Origin of the sequence: Corynebacterium sp. CCUG 61414, from assembly GCF_024453945.1 — a bacterium.
Classification (GTDB): Bacteria; Actinomycetota; Actinomycetes; order Mycobacteriales; family Mycobacteriaceae; genus Corynebacterium; species Corynebacterium pseudogenitalium.
In genome coordinates, this window is the sequence record NZ_JAGPYU010000013.1 from 17960 (window position 1) to 37110 (window position 19151).

At 64.6% G+C, this 19151-nt stretch carries 17 protein-coding genes; 6 read left to right on the plus strand and 11 right to left on the minus strand.

The features are described from left to right. Positions 1–53 precede the first annotated feature (53 nt). The 3 genes from KBX14_RS08860 to KBX14_RS08870 form a co-directional block, all read right to left on the minus strand. A complete protein-coding gene (locus KBX14_RS08860) occupies positions 54–3155 on the minus strand; it encodes a murein biosynthesis integral membrane protein MurJ (protein WP_305083613.1) in 3102 nt (1033 codons plus the stop codon). Positions 3156–3363: 208 nt separating this feature from the next. Beyond that, on the minus strand, positions 3364–5829 hold the full coding sequence (locus KBX14_RS08865; RefSeq protein ID WP_256042351.1) for a DUF6049 family protein: 2466 nt from the start codon (positions 5827–5829) through the stop codon (positions 3364–3366). Beyond that, on the minus strand, positions 5826–6578 hold the full coding sequence (locus tag KBX14_RS08870; RefSeq protein ID WP_084028641.1) for an NUDIX hydrolase: 753 nt from the start codon (positions 6576–6578) through the stop codon (positions 5826–5828). The genes KBX14_RS08865 and KBX14_RS08870 overlap by 4 nt, the downstream gene beginning before the upstream one ends. 143 nt (positions 6579–6721) lie before the next feature. Between KBX14_RS08870 and KBX14_RS08875 the strand changes: the two genes are divergently transcribed. The 5 genes from KBX14_RS08875 (at position 6722) to KBX14_RS08895 (ending at position 10230) form a co-directional block, all read left to right on the plus strand. Next, entirely contained in the window at positions 6722–8149 is a 1428-nt protein-coding gene (locus KBX14_RS08875; RefSeq protein ID WP_256042378.1) for a CCA tRNA nucleotidyltransferase, read from the plus strand. Next, entirely contained in the window at positions 8142–8750 is a 609-nt protein-coding gene (locus tag KBX14_RS08880; protein ID WP_256042352.1) for a YqgE/AlgH family protein, read from the plus strand. The genes KBX14_RS08875 and KBX14_RS08880 overlap by 8 nt, the downstream gene beginning before the upstream one ends. Next, a complete protein-coding gene (locus tag KBX14_RS08885; protein WP_252931846.1) occupies positions 8751–9464 on the plus strand; it encodes an AzlC family ABC transporter permease in 714 nt (237 codons plus the stop codon). It abuts the gene before it with no gap. Then, positions 9461–9793, plus strand: a complete 333-nt coding sequence (locus tag KBX14_RS08890; RefSeq protein WP_256042353.1) for a branched-chain amino acid transporter permease — start codon at positions 9461–9463, stop codon at positions 9791–9793. Before KBX14_RS08885 ends, KBX14_RS08890 begins: the two co-directional genes overlap by 4 nt. Positions 9794–9885: 92 nt before the next feature. Further along, positions 9886–10230 carry a hypothetical protein gene (locus KBX14_RS08895; RefSeq protein WP_071573854.1) on the plus strand — a complete coding sequence of 115 codons (345 nt, stop codon included), beginning with the start codon at positions 9886–9888 and terminating at the stop codon, positions 10228–10230. 331 nt (positions 10231–10561) lie between these two features. Here KBX14_RS08895 and KBX14_RS08900 read toward each other — a convergent pair whose 3' ends face one another. Beyond that, on the minus strand, positions 10562–11005 hold the full coding sequence (locus KBX14_RS08900) for a hypothetical protein (protein ID WP_256042354.1): 444 nt from the start codon (positions 11003–11005) through the stop codon (positions 10562–10564). Between the two features lie 679 nt (positions 11006–11684). Here KBX14_RS08900 and KBX14_RS08905 point away from each other — a divergent pair. Next, complete coding sequence (locus tag KBX14_RS08905; RefSeq protein WP_256042355.1) at positions 11685–12905, plus strand: HNH endonuclease signature motif containing protein; 1221 nt, start codon at positions 11685–11687, stop codon at positions 12903–12905. On the opposite strand, the gene KBX14_RS08910 is transcribed toward KBX14_RS08905, so the two are convergent. The 7 genes from KBX14_RS08910 to trpD are packed head-to-tail and all read right to left on the minus strand — an operon-like array spanning position 12902 to position 19151. Beyond that, complete coding sequence (locus KBX14_RS08910) at positions 12902–13210, minus strand: hypothetical protein (RefSeq protein WP_070975444.1); 309 nt, start codon at positions 13208–13210, stop codon at positions 12902–12904. The genes KBX14_RS08905 and KBX14_RS08910 overlap by 4 nt on opposite strands. Before the next feature lie 6 nt (positions 13211–13216). Then, positions 13217–14191, minus strand: a complete 975-nt coding sequence (locus KBX14_RS08915) for a bile acid:sodium symporter family protein (RefSeq protein WP_256042356.1) — start codon at positions 14189–14191, stop codon at positions 13217–13219. A 53-nt stretch (positions 14192–14244) separates the two neighbouring features. Then, entirely contained in the window at positions 14245–14592 is a 348-nt protein-coding gene (locus KBX14_RS08920; protein WP_070478614.1) for a Rieske (2Fe-2S) protein, read from the minus strand. Between the two features lie 14 nt (positions 14593–14606). Beyond that, positions 14607–15464, minus strand: coding sequence for a tryptophan synthase subunit alpha (trpA, locus tag KBX14_RS08925; RefSeq protein ID WP_256042357.1), 858 nt, complete (start codon positions 15462–15464; stop codon positions 14607–14609). 1 nt (position 15465) lies between these two features. Next, positions 15466–16716: a tryptophan synthase subunit beta gene (trpB, locus tag KBX14_RS08930; RefSeq protein ID WP_256042358.1), complete on the minus strand. Its 1251-nt coding sequence runs from the start codon at positions 16714–16716 to the stop codon at positions 15466–15468. Further along, the gene (trpCF, locus tag KBX14_RS08935; protein WP_256042359.1) at positions 16709–18130 is read right to left on the minus strand and encodes a bifunctional indole-3-glycerol-phosphate synthase TrpC/phosphoribosylanthranilate isomerase TrpF; all 1422 of its coding nucleotides are present in this window, start codon (positions 18128–18130) and stop codon (positions 16709–16711) included. The genes trpB and trpCF overlap by 8 nt, the downstream gene beginning before the upstream one ends. Further along, complete coding sequence (gene trpD / locus KBX14_RS08940; RefSeq protein ID WP_256042360.1) at positions 18123–19151, minus strand: anthranilate phosphoribosyltransferase; 1029 nt, start codon at positions 19149–19151, stop codon at positions 18123–18125. Before trpD ends, trpCF begins: the two co-directional genes overlap by 8 nt.

The window sequence follows — 19151 nt, forward strand, 5'->3', positions numbered from 1 at the left end:
TGTGATGCATCAGCGCCGGAAGAGGAAGCGTTTCTTGTCCACCATGGTGGACATCATCGGAGGCTAGTGCGCCCGATGAGGGTGACGTCCCGGAGGATGATGTCCTGGCCGGAAACGTTGAGGACCAAGCCGGTGAGTTCCGGTGAGTCCTCCACGTCGATGCCGTTTTCGCCGTTGAGGAACGTGCCCTCCTTAAGCAGCGGCAGGTCTGCGACGTCGCCGTTCCACGAGGCGCCGGCGGGCAGGCCGTAGATCCGGAAGGTGTCGCCGTTGGATGGGGTATCGACGATCACGTGCTCCAGGGTGAACCCTTTGCGGGCGGTCGCGCCCTTGGCGGGTCGGAGCTCGACGCTCACGTTGTCTGAGCCGGTCCAGGTGGTGGAGCGGTCGGCGTCGACAAGCTCGGGCGCGGAAGCACCTTCGATGGTCGCGCGCATCGGGGTGAGCAACACGGGCAGGCCCGTGACCTCCTCCTCGACCTCCTCTACCCCGGTCTGGACCGAGTCCACCGTGACGGGCGCGTTCGTGTCGTCGCCGGAGAGGAAGCCGACCAGGTACGCGGTGAGCGCCGCGATGATGATCACCGCGCCAACCGCGAGCGACAGCAACACCGCGAGTGTGACTGGGCCGTAACGGCGAGATCCGAAACCGCCGCGCAGGTCCTTCGGCTCCTCCGGCTCCTCCTCGACCGGCTCGACGGGGTCGATTGCTTCGGCGGGGGCGTCCTCGGCTTCGTCGCGGGTGAGTTGGCGCTCGAGTTCGCGGAAGTCGTGGGACTCGATGGCGTCGGCGTCGACGAGGGCGCGGGTGGTGCTGGCGACGTCGGCGAGGTCATCGGAGTCCACGTTGGTGGTCAGCAGCTGCAGCGCGGAGGCGAAGGCGTCGGCGTCGTCGGCTGCGGAAGCGTCCGGCAGGACTGCCGGGAACGCGAGGCGCACGTGGCCCTCGCGGTCGATACGGAGGCGCTGGCGGTTATCCAACCCGAGCGGCACCCCAGCCTCGTGGGCTGCGGCGATCGCGCCCGCCAACGGGGCAAGCGCGTTCGCCACCGCGTCCGTGTGCAGCGTCTGGCCTGACTCGGCGACGGCGCGGACCGAGGAGCCCTCCACCCAGTCAGCGACCACGAGGGCGCCCGTGCGATACGACACGATCTCGATGTTCTCCGGCAGCGCCGGGTGGCGCAACATCGCGAGCTTGCGCGTGCGGCGCGACACACCCGCGGCATCGATAGCGGCCTGGCGCGGCGTCGCCGGAGCCATCGGGGCCATGCCCGTCGTATCGACGAACGTCAGCGCCACGGAGCGGCCCGTCGACACCTCGCGGGCCTGCCAGAACTGCGCGCCCGTGGTGGAGCCGTGATCGCGGATGAGGCGGAAGCGGCCATCCGACACCGACGCCCCCGGTACCAAACGCGGACCACGCACGACACCAGCCGACATCGGCGGTGGCACCGGCGACGCATTGAACGTATCGGCGGCCAGGAACTGCTGCGACACATCCCGCAGATCCACCTCGCCGACCTCGATCGCGGCGTCCTCGTTCGGGCGGATAAAGCGGCCCATGCCCGGGATGCGGGCCAGCGCGCGGCCCAAGTTCTGCACCTCCGGCAGGCCAGAGCGCGACAGCACCAGGCCCGTCGCCACCACGAACAGCACGCCGAGGACCATCACCTCAAGCAGGAAGCCCAGCGACGGCAGCCCGATCAGGCCGCCGAGGAAGGACGGGGCGTCGATACCCGCGACATCACGCACGAGCCAGCGCACCAGGAACATCACCGCGATACCGACCAGCGCCGAAGCCGCCGCCCACAGCGACGTGTGCAGCACCGAACGCGCCTCCAGCGTGCCCAATTTCCGACGCAACAGCAGCGCGCCGATCACCGCGCCGGCGACGAAACCGAAGCCGTTCGCAGCGCCCAACAGCACCACGACGGACTGCGTCGAATCCGCAACCAGCGGCGCAAGGTACGACAGCACCACCTTCGTAATCGTGATGCCGGCGATGATGAACGTCGGCGTCCACGCCTCCTCCCGCGCGTAAAACACGCGCAGGTGCAACATCACCAGGGCGTACGGGATCAGCGTAAACGCGGAGAAGCTCACCGTCAGGCCCAGCGTGCGGGCCGTGCCGCCGTCGAAGTTGCCGTAGGCGAACAGCGCGTGCCCGATGTCCGGGCCGAGCGCCGTCATAAAGACAATGATCGGGATCAGGGCGATGAACGTCAGCTTCGTGCCCAGCGTCAAGTCCCGGACGACGGCGGCGTCATCACCGTCGGCGGCGTTGCGGGACAGGCGCGGCATGATCGCCGTCAGCAAGGTGACGCCAATGATGCCGTAGGGCACCTGCAGCAGCATCCAGTGCTGCTGGTAAATAATCGGGGCGGCGTCGCTCGCCATCGACGCGATACGCGTGGTCACGATGTAGCCGACCTGGCTAATACCCACATAGGTCACGATCGCCAGGGCCATCCCGCCGAACACCTTGAGGCGGTCGTCGATACCCCACAGCGGCCGCAGGTTAATGCCGAGCTTGCGCAGCGCCGGCAGCATAATCAGGCACTGCACCGCCACACCCAACGTCGTGCCGACGCCCAGCAGCAGCACATGCGGATTCGCTATCGACGCCGGCGCCGCGGGATTCAAACTGCCCGGCAACATCATGTACCCCAGCAGCACCGCAATCGACACCACGTTGTTCGCCACCGGCGCCCACGCACCCGGCCGGAAATGCTCCTTCGTATTCAGCACGGCCATAAACAGCGAGAACATGCCGTAGAAGAAAATCTGTGGCAACACCAAATACGCAAACGACGTCGACTGCGCGACGTTCACCTGGCCCTCATCGTCGAGGAAGACGCGAGTCAGCAGCGGCGCGGCGGCCACTGCGATGATGGTCACCACCGTCAGGAGCGTCAGCGTCAGCGTGAACAGCTGGCGGATAAAGCGCTCCCCGTGGTCCGGGTCCTCCTTCTCCGCGCGCACCAACACCGGCACCACCAGCGCCGTCAACACGGACCCCAGCACGATCTCCGTAATAATGTTCGGCAGCGTATTCGCCGTATTAAATGCCGACGCCACCGCCGGGCCCAACGCGGCGCCAATCAGCACCGTGCGGATGAACCCCGTGATGCGCGAAATCAGCGTCGCGATCGCCATCGACCCCGTCGCCCGCACCACGGAATTACTCTCCGGGGCGGGATCCGGCACCGCCGCCGAAGGGTCCGCGATCAGCGTCGAACGGTCCGGGGCCTCGGCCTCGGTGGCGTCGATAAGCTCTGGGTTCTCTCGCGGGGTGGGCACCGGCGCCGGCGGCGCAGGGGGCACGATTCGGCCACGCGTACCAGCCCGAGGTTGCTCAACCACGTCAGTCTCCAATCAAAGGTGGGTGTTCATTGTCCAAACGTTGCTGTGTTGTTGGGCTGCGTGGCGCAGCCCGCGCCCGGCGCCGACGGCCCACCGAATACATCAGCATCAGCACCACCAGCACGCCAAGCCCGGTGACCAGCGCCCAGCCCTCCACGGCGGCGCCCGCCGTGCGCACAGAAATGTTCACCGGCTGCGAGATCGGACTGCCGTCGGTACCCGCCAGGTACAGCTGCAGGTCAATACTGCGCTGGTCCTCCGGGTAGTCCGCCGTCATCTGTACCGTCTGCGAGCCGCGGGCCGGGATCCGCATCGTGGTTGGCACGTGCAGCGTGATCGGGCCGCTCGCTGCCTGGAACCGGATGGTTGTTTGTACCGGTAGCGGCATCCCGTTCTGCGCCACGATCAGCAGTGGGCTCGACGGGGAGGTCCGCGTGTACACGTTGCCCGGCGGGATCAGCGTCACCGACGCCCGCAGCGCCTGCAGTACGTCGCGGCTGCCCCGCAACCGCTCGGCCGTGGTGCGCACGGCGGCGTCGTACCGCGACAGCGACTGGCGCTCCTGCATACTCAGGGCCGCCAGCACATCGCGGCGCAGCGGCAGCGTGAACCCGTAACGCGTCAGCGCCACCTGCGGGTCGTTCGCGAGCAGCTGTGTTAAGTCATCTGTGAACTCAGCCTGCTGGGAGGCCGTCAGCACCTCCGCGTCCGAGACCACCGTCGGATCCGGAAACAGCGTGCCCACGCGCGTCGCCGCCGGCACCTCCGCCGGGTCGGGCGCATTCAGGAAGTCGCCGAAGCTCATCGGCGCCGCCTTACCTTCCCGGACCAGCTCGGCGACCGTCCCCAGCAGCATCGCCGCCGAGTCCGCGTCCCAGCTCGCCGGAGGGTTCACGAACACCGGCTCCTCCGGCGTCGCCTCCTGCACCGCCAGCCGCAGCGCGGACGCCGCGTTGATCGCGCGCGCCCGTTGGGAGTCCATCTCGTAGCGGTACCGCAGCGCGTCATTCGAGTAGCCGACGGTGGCGGGGGCGGAGCCGACCGTCGCTAAGACCGAGGCCAGCGAGTCCTGGAACTGTACCGCCATCACCCCCGGCGCCACCCACGCGGCGTTGCCGGGGCCCGGGTGGTCGACGCTGCTTCGCGCCGCCAGCACGTGCACCGGGTGCGCGGGCGCCGCCGGGAACACGTCCGCGGGGTCCGGCAGCTCGTTGCGGTCGAGCGCCGCCTGCCCGTCCTCGCTTGTCTGCGCCTCCTCCGCCTGAGCAGCCTCCCACTCCCCCTGCAGCCCGTGCTCCGGGATAGCGGAATCGATGTGGTTGGCCCAGCCGAAGGCGGGGGCCGCGTCCGGCGTGATGTAGCCGGCGCCCGGGATGACGGCGTTGAGCGTGCCCGGCGTGCCGAGCTCCCGCTCGAGCACGAACGGGCCGCGCTCCAACGCCTCACGCATCAGCCACTCGTCCCCGGTGCGGGCCAGGGTGTTGACGTCCACGTTCTGCCACGGCAGCGCCACCGTGCACCCCTTCGCGGCGACGCTGCGCAGCTGCTCCAGCCACGCCTGCGCGTCCGCTTGTCCCTTGCCTACCTCTCCTTGGGCGGTGGTGTCGTCGGTGGTCCAGCTGTCGCGGAGCCGTTTCGGCTCCTCAGCGACCGGCGGGCGCGTAGTGGTGACGCGGTAGCCCTCCGCCATCCGCGCCACCGTGTCCACGAGCGCCGGGTCCAGCCCCACGCACGTGGCGAAGCCGACGCCAGGCTCCTCCACCGCGTCCTCGTACTGGCTGAGCAGCCGCTCAAGGCGCCCGCCGGGCGCGAGCTGGCTCGCCAGTGTCTCTGACTTCAGCAGCAGCGGGGAGCGCTCCGGGGCTTCCCCAGTCTCGCCAGGCACGATGTCAATCGGCGCGGTGATCGGGTACAGCGCGGTCATAGCCGGCGCCGGGTCCTCCGACGGCTCGCCGCGCACCGAGATGTGGAAGCGCTCAGTGTCCAGCGAGGTCAGGTTCTGTTTGAGTTCGAACAGCAGCGGGTACGTCCCCGCGCCCGGCAGCTCAACATCCAGCTCGACCTCTGCTGACTCCCCCGCGCCCAACTCCTTATCGACGTCCACTCCGCGCCCCACCGGGCCGTACTCGCTCACCGAGGCGACCGTCGCCGCGCGCTGGTCCAGCACGGAACCCGTGGCCGGGCCACGCCGTGGAACCACGCGCAGGTTCGCCAGTGGCGCGTCCGTTTCGTTGTGGATGCGAAGTTTCACGTGAAACATTTCGCCGGCGTTGAGGGCCGAGGGGGCGTCGACAAGCGTGATGGACGCGCGGGTGCCCTCCCCCGGACGCACTGCCGGGTTCACCCACTGCGACGCCACCGCCGGGTCCTCGGGCGACGTTGGCGCTGGTAGGGCGCCCGCCGTCATCGGGAGCAGACCCAGCGCCGCCACTGCAATCGCCGCGGCTCCGCTACGCACGCTGCTCATCGCGGCGTCAACCTTCCGGCCGCGGCCTCCTTGCGCGCCAAGTCCGGCATCCTGTTCACCGCGATCCGCGCGAGCTTGCGCTCGTCCGCGTACGCCAGGCGCTCAATCAGCTGGTTCATCGGCACCCACGCGACTTCCGTGACTTCCGGGTCTTCGTCGTTAAACACCCCGTCGACGTAGCGCAACAAGTTGTGGTGCACTGTCTTATGAATACGGACGCCCTCAGAAATGAACCAATAATCAATCACACCGAGCGTGTTGAAGGCCTCGCCGGTAATCCCGGTTTCCTCCCACACCTCACGCTCCGCAGTGCGCCACTGCTCCTCGCCTTCCTCCACGTGGCCTTTCGGCATCGACCACAACAGACGCCCCCGACGGTCCAGCCGCCCAATCAGCGCGACGTAAATCTTCGACAGGTCCACCTTGTCGTGTCGGTCCACAGCCTCCGCCATACCCGACACCACCAGGCCGCCCGCGCTCGTCTCGTTCCGGGTCTCCAGCGACGAATCCACCGGCCGCTGCTGCCTCTTCCGCGCCGACGCGCCCCGCCCCCGCCGGTTCGACCCGCGGCGACGCTGCTGCTGCGACCCCCGCTTTTTGGCGTGCGAACCACGCCGACGGCCACGCCGCCGCTTCGGGGAGTCACCCCCCGCCTTCGAGTTAGCGCCGTCCCCGCGCCCCTTCCCGCCAGAGTTCGAAGACTTCCGCTCCGACGGAGGAACCGGCTTCGGCCGAGTGTTCTCAGTCATTCAATTCATGGTATCCGTACTGGCCACCTTTGTGGTACTTAACAGCACCAGGGAAGCAAAGTATCGTGTGAGAGGTGACAAAGACTCAAGAAACACACCGGTGCCCGTTCGATCTCCCCGACCCCTCCGACCCGAACGCCGTCGTGGCGTTGCAGGTTCGGGCCGAAGAGGGCGTCGAGAAGCTGAGTGGTTTGCTGACGCCGCTCGCCCAGCGCTTCGTGGAGCGCGGCGAGCACCTCTACCTTGTTGGCGGGCCCGTGCGCGACGCGATGCTTGGCAAGCTCGGGCACGACCTCGACTTCACGACGTCCGCCCTGCCCCCCACCGTGCAGGAAATTCTCGACGAGTGGGGCGAGACGACCTGGGACACTGGCATCGAGTTCGGCACTGTGGCCGCTGTGCGCGAGGGCCAGCAAGTGGAGATCACGACGTTCCGCTCCGACCTCTACGACGGCGTGACGCGCAACCCCGAGGTGACGTTCGGCGATACCCTCGACGGCGACCTCATTCGGCGCGACTTTGCTTGCAACGCGATGGCCATCGAGCTCGACGTGGTCGACGGCGCACTCCGCCCAATCTTCCACGACCCGGTGGACGGTATCAGTGACCTGCTGCAACGCCGCCTTGACACCCCGCAGGCCCCCGAGATTTCCTTCCGCGACGACCCGCTTCGCATGCTCCGCGCCGCCCGCTTCACCTCCCAACTCGGCTTCGAGGTTGCCCCGCGCGTCTTCGACGCGATGCGCGACATGGCAGGTGAGATTCAGCGCATCACCGTCGAGCGGATCCAAGCCGAGCTGGATAAGCTCATGTGTGGCATCGCCCCCTGGGAGGGCATTGACCTGCTGGTTCGCACCGGCATCGCCGAGTTCGTGCTGCCTGAGGTGCCGGCGCTGCAGCTCGAGCAGGACGAACACATGCAGCACAAGGACGTCTACGCGCACTCACTGACGGTGCTGCGCCAGGCAACCGAGCTCGAGGACGACGGCCCTGACCTCAAGTTGCGGCTCGCTGCGCTGCTTCACGACGTCGGCAAGCCCGCCACCCGCGCCCTCAAGGAAGGCGGTGGCGTGAGCTTCCACCACCACGAAGTTGTGGGTGCGAAGCTGGTGCGCAAGCGCCTCCGTGCGCTGAAGTACCCGAAGCACGTCATTAGTGATGTCGGCCAGCTGGTCTTCCTGCACATGCGCTTCTACGGTTTCGGCGAAGGCAAGTGGACCGATTCGGCGGTGCGTCGCTATGTCACCGACGCCGGCGACCTCCTCGGCCGCTTGAACAAACTCGTCCGCGCCGATTGCACCACGCGAAACCCACGCAAGGCGCGCCGCCTGCAGCGTGCGTACCAGAACCTCGAGGAGCGAATCGCGACGCTCGCCGAGCAGGAGGACCTCGCGCGCATCCGCCCTGACCTTGACGGCAACGAAATCATGCGCATCCTGGATCTTAAGCCCGGCCCGGAGGTCGGCGAGGCCTGGAAGTATATGAAGGAACTACGTCTGGAGCGCGGCGAACTCGAGCACGACGAGGCCGTCGCTGCGCTGAAGTCTTGGTGGGAGGAACGTAATGCCTGAGTATTTCTTCGGTGACCGCCTGTTTACGTCACTCGAACGCACCGAGCCGGACAGTGGCATGTTGCTCGTCGCCGCCCCGGGGATGTATTCGCCGGAGTTCGCCCGCACGGTCGTGTTGGTGATCGAGCACGGCGAGCAGGGCACGCTTGGCGTCATCTTGAATCGTCGTTCCGACGCCGCCGTGGCGAACGTGCTGCCAGAGTGGGAGTCGCTCGCCAGCGAGCCGGCGGTGATGTATTACGGCGGACCCGTCAGCCCGAACGCTGCCGTTGGCCTGGGCGTCACGCGCAACGACGTCGACATCGCCGAGCACCCGACCCTGACGCGCCTTGCGAACAAGCTGGTGCACGTCAACATGCATGAGCCGGCTGATTCCTTCTCTGAGTTGCTGGAGGGCTTCCGCCTCTTCGCCGGGTTCTCTTCGTGGGACGCCGGGCAGCTCGACGAGGAGATCGAACGCGGCGACTGGTACGTCGCCCCGGCCCTCCCCTCCGACGTCATCACACCCGCGAGTGTCGATTTGTGGGCCGACGTCCTACGCCGCCAGCCCATGCCTCTACCCCTTTTCGCCACCTTCCCATCCGACATCGAGGACAACTAGATGAATGTTTCACGTGAAACATTGCGAGAACTCGGTCTCGGAGTGCGCGACATGTGGCTCGTCGGCCTCGGCGTCGTGCCACTCGGGCTGGCGTTCGGCCTGCTCATGGTGCAATCCGGTTTCGCTTGGTGGTGGACGCCGGTCTTCTCGATGCTTATCTACGCCGGCTCCACCGAGTTCCTCGCAATCCCGATGGTGCTCGGTGGTGTCGGTCCCGCGTCCGCCGCGATGACCGGTTTCATGGTGAACTTCCGACACCTCTTTTACGGCCTCACCTACCCGCGGGACGCGATCCGCTCGACGTTTGGTCGCCTCTATTCGATGTATTCACTGACCGACGAAGTCTACGCCGTCATCAGCGCCCGACAGCAGACCACGCGCCACACCGGCCCGCGCCTCATCGCCATCCACGTGATGTGCCAGGCGCTCTGGGTTGTGTCTGGCCTCGTCGGCGCGCTCGCCGGCGAACGCCTTCCCGGCACAATCGAGGGCATGGACTTCGCCCTCACCGCACTGTTCATCGTCCTCGCCTACGAAGCGTTCCAGGCTTCGCGAGACATGAGCGCCGTGCTCATCGCCGCTGGGATCGCGCTCGTTGCAGCCTTCGTCGTCCCCGGGCAGATGCTGATGGTGGCGCTCATCGCGTACTTCCTGGTCCTGCTGGTTCGTTTTTGGGTACCTGGCGTCGATAAGCGATTGGAGTGGAAGCGATGAACGGACTTCCCGCCGGCGTTGACCTGCCCATGGTGTGGGCCGTCATCCTGCCGATCGCCGTGGTCACCGTGCTGCTCCGGGCGCTGCCATTCGCCTTTCGTGGGTGGCTAGACGGCAGCCCACTTCTCGACTTCCTCCGCTTCTACATGCCCGTCGGCGTCATGGTCGTCCTCGTGCTGTACACCTTCACCAGCTCCGATCAGCCAGTGTGGGCCGGGGTGCTCGTCGGCTTCGTGACGCTCGCCCTCCACGCCTGGCGACGCTCCCCCGCCCTTTCAATCCTGGTCGGCACGGGGTTGTACGTGGGGCTGGTTAACTTAGTGTTGTAAGTCACGAAATTGCTGAATATAAATCTGCCTGATACATTGGCGGTTGTTGTCAAATCCCTGGCAATATCGCCCTCTGTATTCAGGAGATTTCCATGAAGCGTTTCGCTACCGCTGCCATCGCAGCCACCACTGCCCTTTCGCTCGCCGTTGTACCGGCGCAGGCTGCAGACACGTCAAGCAACGATGACGAAGTCACCTCGTCGGTTGGTCTTTTGGCTCTGTTGCAAGCAGGCAAGCTGGCCGGTGCCGAAAACCAGGCGGATTACGATCAAGCAGCTGTAGAGACGCTGTTCGGCGCCGCCGCATTGCAAAGTTCCTTTGAAAACGACGAGAAGAAGGGCTGGCCCATGGGTCGCACCTTCGACATCATCTGGGGTTCCTTGCTCGGTGTTGCGGCTCTTGGTGGTCTTGCGTTCCTGGCACTAAACGCAAAGTAGATTTCAAGATTTAGCGCTCGGCTCGGGTTTCGGGCCGGGCGCTTTCGCGTATATGCCACAGGGTTTAATAACGTCACATACGTTAGACTGGTCCATAGTCTTGGTAGGGGCGAAGCTTCAATTTCTGCCACTTACTTGCCTCGTCCGAAGCGTTCCCAGGGGATGTTGTGCCTATATTTATTGTCACTCAACAGTGTGGTGTGGGGCTGAGATGATCCACGAGCGGGTTGATGGGGCCGAGCTATTGACTGGGAATTAATAGGCGCCAATCAAATTGAAAAACCCAGCCTTATACGAGAGGCTGGGTCAGAATGTGGCGTCGATAAGTGAATTAGAACGGCAGCGCTGGAAGCTGAATGCCCGGAATGACGCCGGAGACTGCAGCAACGACACCAAGAAGTGCAACGAGCGCAGCCGGAACGCCGATCAGGAGACCGAGAATGCCTGCCTTGTAATCCTTGTCGTTGATCAGCTCCTTGACACAATCCAGCTCGTCAGAAGAAGAGGTCAGCTCCTCGCGGATCTCCTGACGAGTCTGATCAGCCTTGTTCTTAGCGATGTCACCAGCAGTCTGTGCATCAGCTGCCTTCTTCTTCGCCTCAGCCTTCTTTTCCTTCTCTGCGACCTCAGCCTTCGCCTTGCACTGCGCGTAGGCAACCGAGGAGCCAACCTTGGCATCCTTGTCGGAAGGCTGAGCCTCCGCTGCGAACGCAGGGCCAGCGACCAGGGACAGGGACAGAGTTGCAGCAGCTGCTACGGAGGTAAAACGCTTCATGGGTAGCTCCTTTGTGGGATCGGTTAAAGTTAGGGACTCGCCAAAGTTTTGGCATGTCTGCATCTAACATCGATCGGAGCGTCCTGTGCGTTACTTCGGAGATCAATTGATTCCGAGAAGTGATTTGGGAACAGCGCTCCCCTGCCCTGCGCGGGCTCGGACCAATAGGTCAGAGTGGGTTGAGAACTTGCTACTCCCATGGGGCCGTCGAACGGCTCCGATTGTCCGCGGGGCGGACAGGTGATTGCGTGTTTCGATATTCCGCGGGGCGGACAACTCGCCGTTGTTGCAACCCAGTATTGTTCACTTTCCGCGGGGCGGACACCACTTCGCGAATTGCATCGGCGAAGCACGCATTCCGCGGGGCGGACAATCTACCCGTTGTTGCAACCCAACCTCCCGCACAGTCCGCCGCGCGGACTCCAACGAAGCTTTAGTCGACTCCAGTAGCATTCCGCGGCGCGGACAGAGCGAGTTCAGCTCAATACCCTAACGATTGCATCAAGGTGTCCGCCGCGCGGACACCCACCCACACACCCGTGCTCGAAAGTGGCGTCGCAAAGCACCCCGCGCACTGTCCGCCGCGCGGACACCCACCAACAAATATTTGAATAAACCTCTTGACACCACCATTCGAACACGTATACTAAACAAAACAACCAAAACACCAGGGGGAACCATGCACACCACCATCGACGCCGACACCATCATCAACACCATCGTAGAAAGCGCACGCCTGTTCGCATACTCGCACGCGGAAATACTGACCGCGATCGCCGAATTCGACACCCACAACCTCGCCGAGCACTACGGCTGCGCTTCTACCGGGGCATGGCTTGCCAGAGTGTTAAAAATGAAACGCACCCGCGCCTACGAATACGCTGCCGTCGCACGCAAACTCACCGCCTTTCCCACCATCCTCGACGCGCTACGACAAGGAAGCATCGACTACACCAGTGTGCGATACATGCTCGACTACGCCACCGACACAAACCAACACGAACTCGTAGAGATAGCCGCCGAATCTGGCTACCAAGGCCTCGTACACGCCCTTGCAGGCGCAACCCCCACCAATAGGCAACCTCAGGATGCTGGTGAACACTGCGGGCTGACCATCCGTGAAGACGGCCAATACCTACGTGGCTGGTTTTGCATGAACGCTACCGACGGTGTGGCCTTTCAAGCAGCCCTGCGCGCAGGCGCACACGCCTATGCGGATGACAACGCGATGGATGAGGCGGATGCGCAGATGATGCGCTCGACCTTCGGGCTGCCACCGGCACGATTAATGCTGCAATCACTCATGGGGATGGTGCACATGGTGCGCACCGGGGCCGCCACACACGCAACGATGGCGCCGGCGGCACAGGTGATGGTGCATATGACATCAGATGGGCGAGCGTTTTTACCGAATCATATGGCCGCGCCTGCCGCACGGCTTGCCAACCTGGTAGATCATGCAGATTTGATGGGTGTGCTCTATGACGCCCAGGGGCAGGTGATCAAGTTTGGGCGCAAACGCCGTTTGGCAAGTAGCAAGCAGGTGCAGGTGTTGTTAGGGATGTGGGGGCATAAGTGCGCGGTGCCAGGCTGTGGGCATACCAGGTTTTTGCAGATGCATCATATTCGGGATTGGGCCGAAGGAGGTGCAACGGATGTAGAGAATTTGGTGCCGTTGTGCTCGAGGTGTCATTCGTTGGTCACGGATGGGTTTATTCGGGTGGTTAAGCCTGGTCCGACGTTGTATTTCCGGTTTGTAAGTGGTGAGCAGTGGGTGTGTGAGCCTGGTCGGGTGGGGTATCGCGATGATGCTGCCGAGATTGAGTTGGATGGGTGGGGTGTGGATTCGTTTGCGGATGAAGCCGCACCGACGTGGGATTGGGACACACCCAAGGTTTAAGCATGCCCCAGCAGACTACAAGCCTCAGCCCACAGCGCCTCGAACTCCTCTACCGCAATGGCTGTCGCAGAAATGCCCTCGAACTGTGCGTACAGGTCTGGGTGCGGAACGATAGACATCGGCTCATTCGCCTGACCAATCACTTTGCCGTCGGTATAAATGCCAGTAATGGTCTCGCTCGGGTCCAGCTCGATCATCCGAACCATCGTACATTCGCGAGGGTTCAGCTCCTCAAGTTCGGCAATATTGAGAAGCTCTCCCCCAAGATCTGGAGCGCTGTAATGAATCCGGACGTAATGTTTCACGTGAAACTATTCCTTCGAAGCTGTGGTTTGGGCAAGGCGCGAGACGTACGCGGAGCACGTCATCAACTGAATCAGATGGTAGACCATCAACGGCACAATCAGCACACCGAGTTGACCGCCGCCAAAGATAACCGACGCCATCGGCAGCCCCGCCGCCAAAGACTTCTGCGTCCCGCACATCTGGATGGCTACCGTGTCCGCCCTCGAGAACCTCAAGGCCTCCGGGACAACCCGTGTCACCCACAGCATGACGCAAACCAGAACCAGAGCGACCGCAGAGAGGAAGACCAACTCGAGCGCAGAAACATTTGACCACACGCCAGAAACAACACCGGCTGAGAACGCCGAGTACACGACCATCCAAATGGACCCGCGGTCAACAAGCTTGGTAGCTTTCCGCGCAGCGAAGCCAGCAACACCAGGCACCACTGCCCGAGCGACCTGACCCAGCACGAAAGGAAGGAGCAACTGTAATGCAACATTCCGGAACACGGATGCATCGATATGAATGCCACTGTCGGCACCCATCAGGACCATAACGAGGGCGGGCGTCGCTACGACACCAACTATCGACGACAGGCTCGCCGCCACCACCGCCCCCGGCACATTGCCGCGCGCGATGCCCGTCAGTGCAACTGAGGACTGGACGGTCGACGGCACCAGGCAAAGGTAGAGGATCCCCTGGTACACCGGGTCGGAAATGAAAGCGGTTGTGGGGCGCATGGCCAGGCCGATCAAAGGATATGCGATGAACGTGAAGGCAAGGATGATTGAATGCAGGCGCCAGTTCGTCAAACCTTGCAGCGCCTCGCGGGTGGAAAGACGTGCACCATAGAGGAAAAACAGCAAACCGATTGCAAGTTTGACAGCAATGGAAAAGCCCTCGGCAAACGAGCCTCGGGCGGGCGCGATGAACGCGAGCACCGCGGCGAGGATGATGCCGAGGAGCAAGGGGTCAATACGGCGAAGAAAACCTGGCATGCACACATGATAGCCACGCAGGCCACGCCAGGCAGGCCGAGAAATCAGCAGTTTTACATCGACGCGTTCAGCGTCTCGCCTTCTTCTGTCAGCTGCGCTGGGGTCAGTGGATTCTGCGTTGGGCCGGAGACTGCGGAGCCGTCGATAATGCTGAAGACGGAGCCGTGGCCGGTGCAGCGAACAGTGTCCCCATCGACCTTGGTGATCTTCTGGCCCTGGTGGGGGCAGGTTTGGGAGTATGCGACGTACTCGCCGGCGGTCGGTTGGGCGATAATGAAGCCGTCGAGGATGACGGCGCTGCCGACCGGTACTTGGGTTTTGGCTACCTCGGCGGTTGGTTCAGATCCGCAGGCGGCGAGGAACGCGCCGGCGAAGGTGGTGGCGGTGCCGAGGAGGAACATGCGTCGTGAACAAGTCATGCCCTGATAGTAGCCTGTTTCATTGCCGTGACGTAGGAGGACAGCTCGGCGGTCAGCGCGTCGATGTCCGTGATGTGCGCGGGGTTCGGGTGCGTGTGTTCGGTGTATCTGGCCACGATGTTCGCGATCGCGGAGCCGGTGATGGCGCCTGCTGCCCCGGCTGCGATTGCGTCCGCGACGTGCTGCGGTGTGGAGATCCCGAACCCGAGCAGCACCGGTGCGCCGCCGTAGGCTTGCACGTTGTCCACTACCTCGCGAAGTCCGTCGACGGAGGCTTCCTTGTCGGCGCCGGTCACGCCGTCGCGGGAGATGGCGTAGATGTACCCGCGGGACTGGGCGGCGACGCCCTCCAAAGTCTGCGGGCTGGCTTTGGCAGGGGCGATGTAGATCGGGTCGACACCCGCGGCAAGAGCAGCTTCGCTGAACGGCACCGATTCGCGCACAGGGACGTCCGGGAGTAGCACGCTGTCCGCGCCGGCCTCTCGGAACGCCTCGTAGAACGAGGAAAGACCACGCACGTAGGCGACGTTGGCGTAGATCAGCATGCCGATCGGCAGGTCGGGGTATCGCTCGCGGATCGTCCGAACTTGTGCCAGTGCCTTATCGACGGTCGCTCCGCCATCGAGTGCCCGCACGTGTGCCGCCTGGATGGCGGGGCCGTCGGCGACGGGGTCGGAGAACGGGACGCCGAGTTCGAGGGCGTCGGCTCCGGCGGTGACGGCGGCGTCGATGATTTGGAGGGCGTCGTCGGGGGTTGGGTCGGAAAGCATGATGAATGGGACGAATGCTCCCTCTCCCTTTTCCTGTAGGGAGGCGAACAGTCTTTCGTAACGTGACGTTGTAGGGGCGGACATGTTAGTTGGTCTCCTTTCGTACATTTTCAACCCATTCCGGGTGTTCGGCGAGTGTTCTACGGACGTGAGCGACATCTTTGTCGCCGCGGCCGGAAAGGGAAACGAGGATTGTGAGCGGTTCCGCGTCAGCTGGGTGGGACGCCGCGCGTTGCAGCGCGTACGCCAACGCATGCGAGGACTCGAGCGCCGGGATGATGCCCTCGTGCCGTGACAGCAACTGGAACGCACGCAGGGCGGATTCGTCGGTGACGGGAACGTACTGCGCGCGTCCCGTCTTGGCAAGGTGTGCGTGCTCGGGTCCGACCGCAGGGTAGTCCAGGCCGGCGGATATTGAGTAAGACTCAGCAACTTGGCCGTCGGTGTCACGCATCAGGTAGGAGCGCGTGCCGTGCAGAATGCCGACGGTTCCGGCGGCAATCGCGGCGCCATGCTTGCCGACGCCCACGCCCTCTCCTCCGGGTTCGACGCCGACGAGTTCGACGCCCTCCTCGTCGATAAACTCGGCGAACATCCCGATGGCGTTGGAGCCGCCACCGACGCAGGCGCAGACGACGTCCGGCAGTCCGCCGGTGTGCTCAAGCATCTGGGCTTTCGCCTCGGCGGAGATCACGCGGTGGAACTCTTTGACGATCTTGGGGAACGGGTGCGGTCCGGCAGCGGTGCCGAGCAGGTAGTGTGACTCGTGGAAGGTGGCGGTCCAGTCGCGTAGTGCCTCGTTGACGGCGTCTTTCAGGGTGCCGGCGCCGGAGTCGACGCCCACTACCTCAGCACCCATCAGCCGCATGCGGTAAACGTTTGGCTCCTGCCGCGCCATGTCGGTCTTGCCCATGTAAATGACGCAGTCCAAACCCAGCAAAGCGCAGGCGAGCGCGGTCGCGGTGCCGTGCTGGCCGGCGCCGGTCTCGGCAATGATGCGCGTCTTCCCCATCTTCTTCGCCAGTAGTGCTTGGCCGATGACCTGGTTCGTCTTGTGTGCGCCGCCGTGCACGAGGTCTTCCCGCTTGAGGAAGATGCGGGCGTTCGCGCCGTTGAGGAGCAGGTTGCGGCATTCGGTAAGCGGGGTCGGTCGGCCGAGGTAGTCGCGCAGCAGCGCGCGGTATTCGGCCATGAAGCTCTCGTCGGCGAGGGCGTCGACAAACGCTCGCTCGAGCTGGTCAAGCGCCGGCAGGAGCGATTCGGGGACGAATTGCCCGCCGAATTCGCCGTAGTATGCGGGCAGGATGGTGCTGCCGCCGTGGGTGTAATCAGTCATTTTCTGTCCTTGGGTAGTGGTAGTTGCCGATGATCTCGAAGGCCCGCCGCAACGCGCCCGCGTCCTTACGCCCGGCCTGAGCAGGGTATTCGATGCCCGAGTTGAGGTCTACGCCGGAGCAGCCGACGGCGAGCGCGTCCGCAAGGTTGTCGGGGTGCAGCCCGCCGGCGAGGAGCGAGTCGCCGCGCACCTCGTCCGGGATGTCGGCCCAGCGGAAGGTCTCGCCGGAGCCGCCGTCGCGCGCGTCGAGCACCAGCTTGTCGACGCCCCCTCGGATCCCCAGCGCAACCTCCACGCCAGCCCCTGAAGTCATGGAGACCGCCCTCCAGAGCTCAACGCCCTCCCCTATCTCCGTGCGCACCCCCTCGACCAGGGAGCGTTCTGCCTCGAGCGATCCCTGGTACGGAGCGTGCACCTGCACCGCGTGGATGCCCGGCTGGATCAGTTCGCCGTACCCGGACGTGCGACGCGACACGGCAACGTACCGCAGCCCCGGCTCGCGTGCGATGATGTCCGCCGATGTTTCACGTGAAACATTGCGCGGACTCGACTCCTCGAAGATGAGCCCGCCGTACACGGCGCCCGCCGCCTTGGCGGCCTGCGCGGCGCTCCACGACGTCAGCCCGCACACCTTGTTTGGCCCGTACACCAGTTTCCGGGCGGCCAGGTCGATGTCCGGCTGACCGGTCAGCTGCGACCCGACCAGGAACCCGTCCGAGTGCCCGCCGAGCTGACGCACAGTCTCCACGGACCGGATGCCGGACTCCGACACCACCGCCGCTTCGGCAGGAGCGAGTCGCGCCAACCGGGCGGAGCGCGTTAGGTCAATCGACAGGTCGTGGAGGTTCCGGTGGTTCACGCCGAAGATCCGCGCGCCGAGTCGACTAGCCCGCACGGCCTCCTCCTCGCTAATCACTTCGGTGAGCACGTCCATCCCGAGGGACTCGGCGAGGCCGGAGAGGTGGGCGTAGCTGGCGTCGTCAAGAATGGAGAGCATGAGCAGAATGGCGTCGGCGCCGAAGTAGCGCGCGGCGTAGACCTGGACTTCGTCGATGATGAAGTCCTTGCAGAGCACGGGCAGGTGCGTGCTTGAGGCGACCGTGGCCAGGTGGTCGTAGTCGCCGCCGAAGCGGGAGGGCTCGCACAGCACGGAGATGCCGGCGGCGTAGCGCGAGTACACCGAGGCGATTTCCCCTGGCTTGTAGTCGGCGCGGATCAGGCCGAGGGACGGCGAGGAGGACTTGCATTCCATGATGAAGCTGGTGCCCTCGCGCTTCAGGTTGTTGTAGAGTGAACGCTCCGAGCGTGGGAGTGCAGCGACATTCACGTGGGCAAGACGCTCGCGGATCGCTGCCAGATCGCCGCGTCGGCTTGCCACGATCCCCTCGAGCACGGTGGGTAGTTGTTTAGGCACTGTAATCAGCCTCTTCGTGTTGCTGCAACCATGCTTGCACGGTGCCGTCGGCAAGCAGGTTGAGGGCGTGGGTGACGCCGTCGGCGATGGTTGGCGCTGTGCCGTTGAGGTAGAACATGGCACCCGCACCGGCGGCGACGGCCGAGCGGTGCGCCTCCGGGCCCTCCCCTGCGAAGGTTGCGCGGATGGCGGCGGCATTCTCCACGCCGTCGCCGCCGCGCAGGTCCTCGAGTGAGCAGCGCTGAAGGCCGAGCTCCTCCGGCGTAAGCACGTACTCAGTGATGGAACCGTCGCGGCCCAGCTCCCAGACCTGCGACTCGCCGTGCACCGCCAGCTCGTCGGTGCCCGCGCCGTGGACGACGAGCGCGCGCCCGCGCCCGAGCTCGCGCATCGTCTCAGCGATGACGCGTCCCTGCGCCGGGTTGGCGATGCCCATGATCTGGTATTCCGGCCGCGCCGGCGAGAGCAGCGGTCCCATCGTGTTAAACAGCGTGGACACGCCGAGCGCCTTGCGCACCGGCTGCACGTGCGCGATGGCCGGGTTGTACGCCGGCGCGAAGAGGAACGTGAAGTTGGAGGATTCGAACTGTCGCACCGCGCGCGAGGGGTCGAGGTCGAGTGGGATGTTCAGGGCCTCGAGGACGTCGGCGGAGCCGGACTTCGAGGACACCGAGCGGTTGCCGCATTTGACCATCGGCACCCCGCCTGCGGCAGCCACCAACGATGCCGCGGTGGTGATGTTGATGGTGTTGGCGCCGTCGCCGCCAGTGCCGGCGGTGTCCATCAGCCCCTCCCCCGTCACCGGGAACGGTCGGCCTGCGGCGAGGAACGCGCGTGCCGCGCCGGCGATGTCGGCGAAGGTTTCGCCGCGGGTGCGGATCGTGGCCAGGAGTGCTGCGATGTGGACGTCGTCGTAGTCGCCGACGGTGAGCGGGGTGAATGCCTCGATGGCTTCCTCGAGGGTCGGCTCCCGGTTGTCCAGGAATCGCTTGAGGATGGTGAGGGATCGTTCGGTTGCCAT

What these genes read in the sequence shown, in the direction of transcription:
- trpA (WP_256042357.1), bottom strand. Translation starts at nt 15,464, where the DNA reads ATGTCCGCCCCTACAACGTCACGTTACGAAAGACTGTTCGCCTCCCTA.
- KBX14_RS08885 (WP_252931846.1), top strand. Translation starts at nt 8,751, where the DNA reads ATGAATGTTTCACGTGAAACATTGCGAGAACTCGGTCTCGGAGTGCGC.
- KBX14_RS08920 (WP_070478614.1), bottom strand. Translation starts at nt 14,592, where the DNA reads ATGTTCCTCCTCGGCACCGCCACCACCTTCGCCGGCGCGTTCCTCGCC.
- KBX14_RS08890 (WP_256042353.1), top strand. Translation starts at nt 9,461, where the DNA reads ATGAACGGACTTCCCGCCGGCGTTGACCTGCCCATGGTGTGGGCCGTC.
- KBX14_RS08905 (WP_256042355.1), top strand. Translation starts at nt 11,685, where the DNA reads ATGCACACCACCATCGACGCCGACACCATCATCAACACCATCGTAGAA.
- KBX14_RS08915 (WP_256042356.1), bottom strand. Translation starts at nt 14,191, where the DNA reads ATGCCAGGTTTTCTTCGCCGTATTGACCCCTTGCTCCTCGGCATCATC.
- KBX14_RS08860 (WP_305083613.1), bottom strand. Translation starts at nt 3,155, where the DNA reads ATGGCGATCGCGACGCTGATTTCGCGCATCACGGGGTTCATCCGCACG.
- trpB (WP_256042358.1), bottom strand. Translation starts at nt 16,716, where the DNA reads ATGACTGATTACACCCACGGCGGCAGCACCATCCTGCCCGCATACTAC.
- KBX14_RS08900 (WP_256042354.1), bottom strand. Translation starts at nt 11,005, where the DNA reads ATGAAGCGTTTTACCTCCGTAGCAGCTGCTGCAACTCTGTCCCTGTCC.
- trpD (WP_256042360.1), bottom strand. Translation starts at nt 19,151, where the DNA reads ATGGCAACCGAACGATCCCTCACCATCCTCAAGCGATTCCTGGACAAC.
- KBX14_RS08895 (WP_071573854.1), top strand. Translation starts at nt 9,886, where the DNA reads ATGAAGCGTTTCGCTACCGCTGCCATCGCAGCCACCACTGCCCTTTCG.
- KBX14_RS08880 (WP_256042352.1), top strand. Translation starts at nt 8,142, where the DNA reads ATGCCTGAGTATTTCTTCGGTGACCGCCTGTTTACGTCACTCGAACGC.
- KBX14_RS08870 (WP_084028641.1), bottom strand. Translation starts at nt 6,578, where the DNA reads ATGACTGAGAACACTCGGCCGAAGCCGGTTCCTCCGTCGGAGCGGAAG.
- KBX14_RS08865 (WP_256042351.1), bottom strand. Translation starts at nt 5,829, where the DNA reads ATGAGCAGCGTGCGTAGCGGAGCCGCGGCGATTGCAGTGGCGGCGCTG.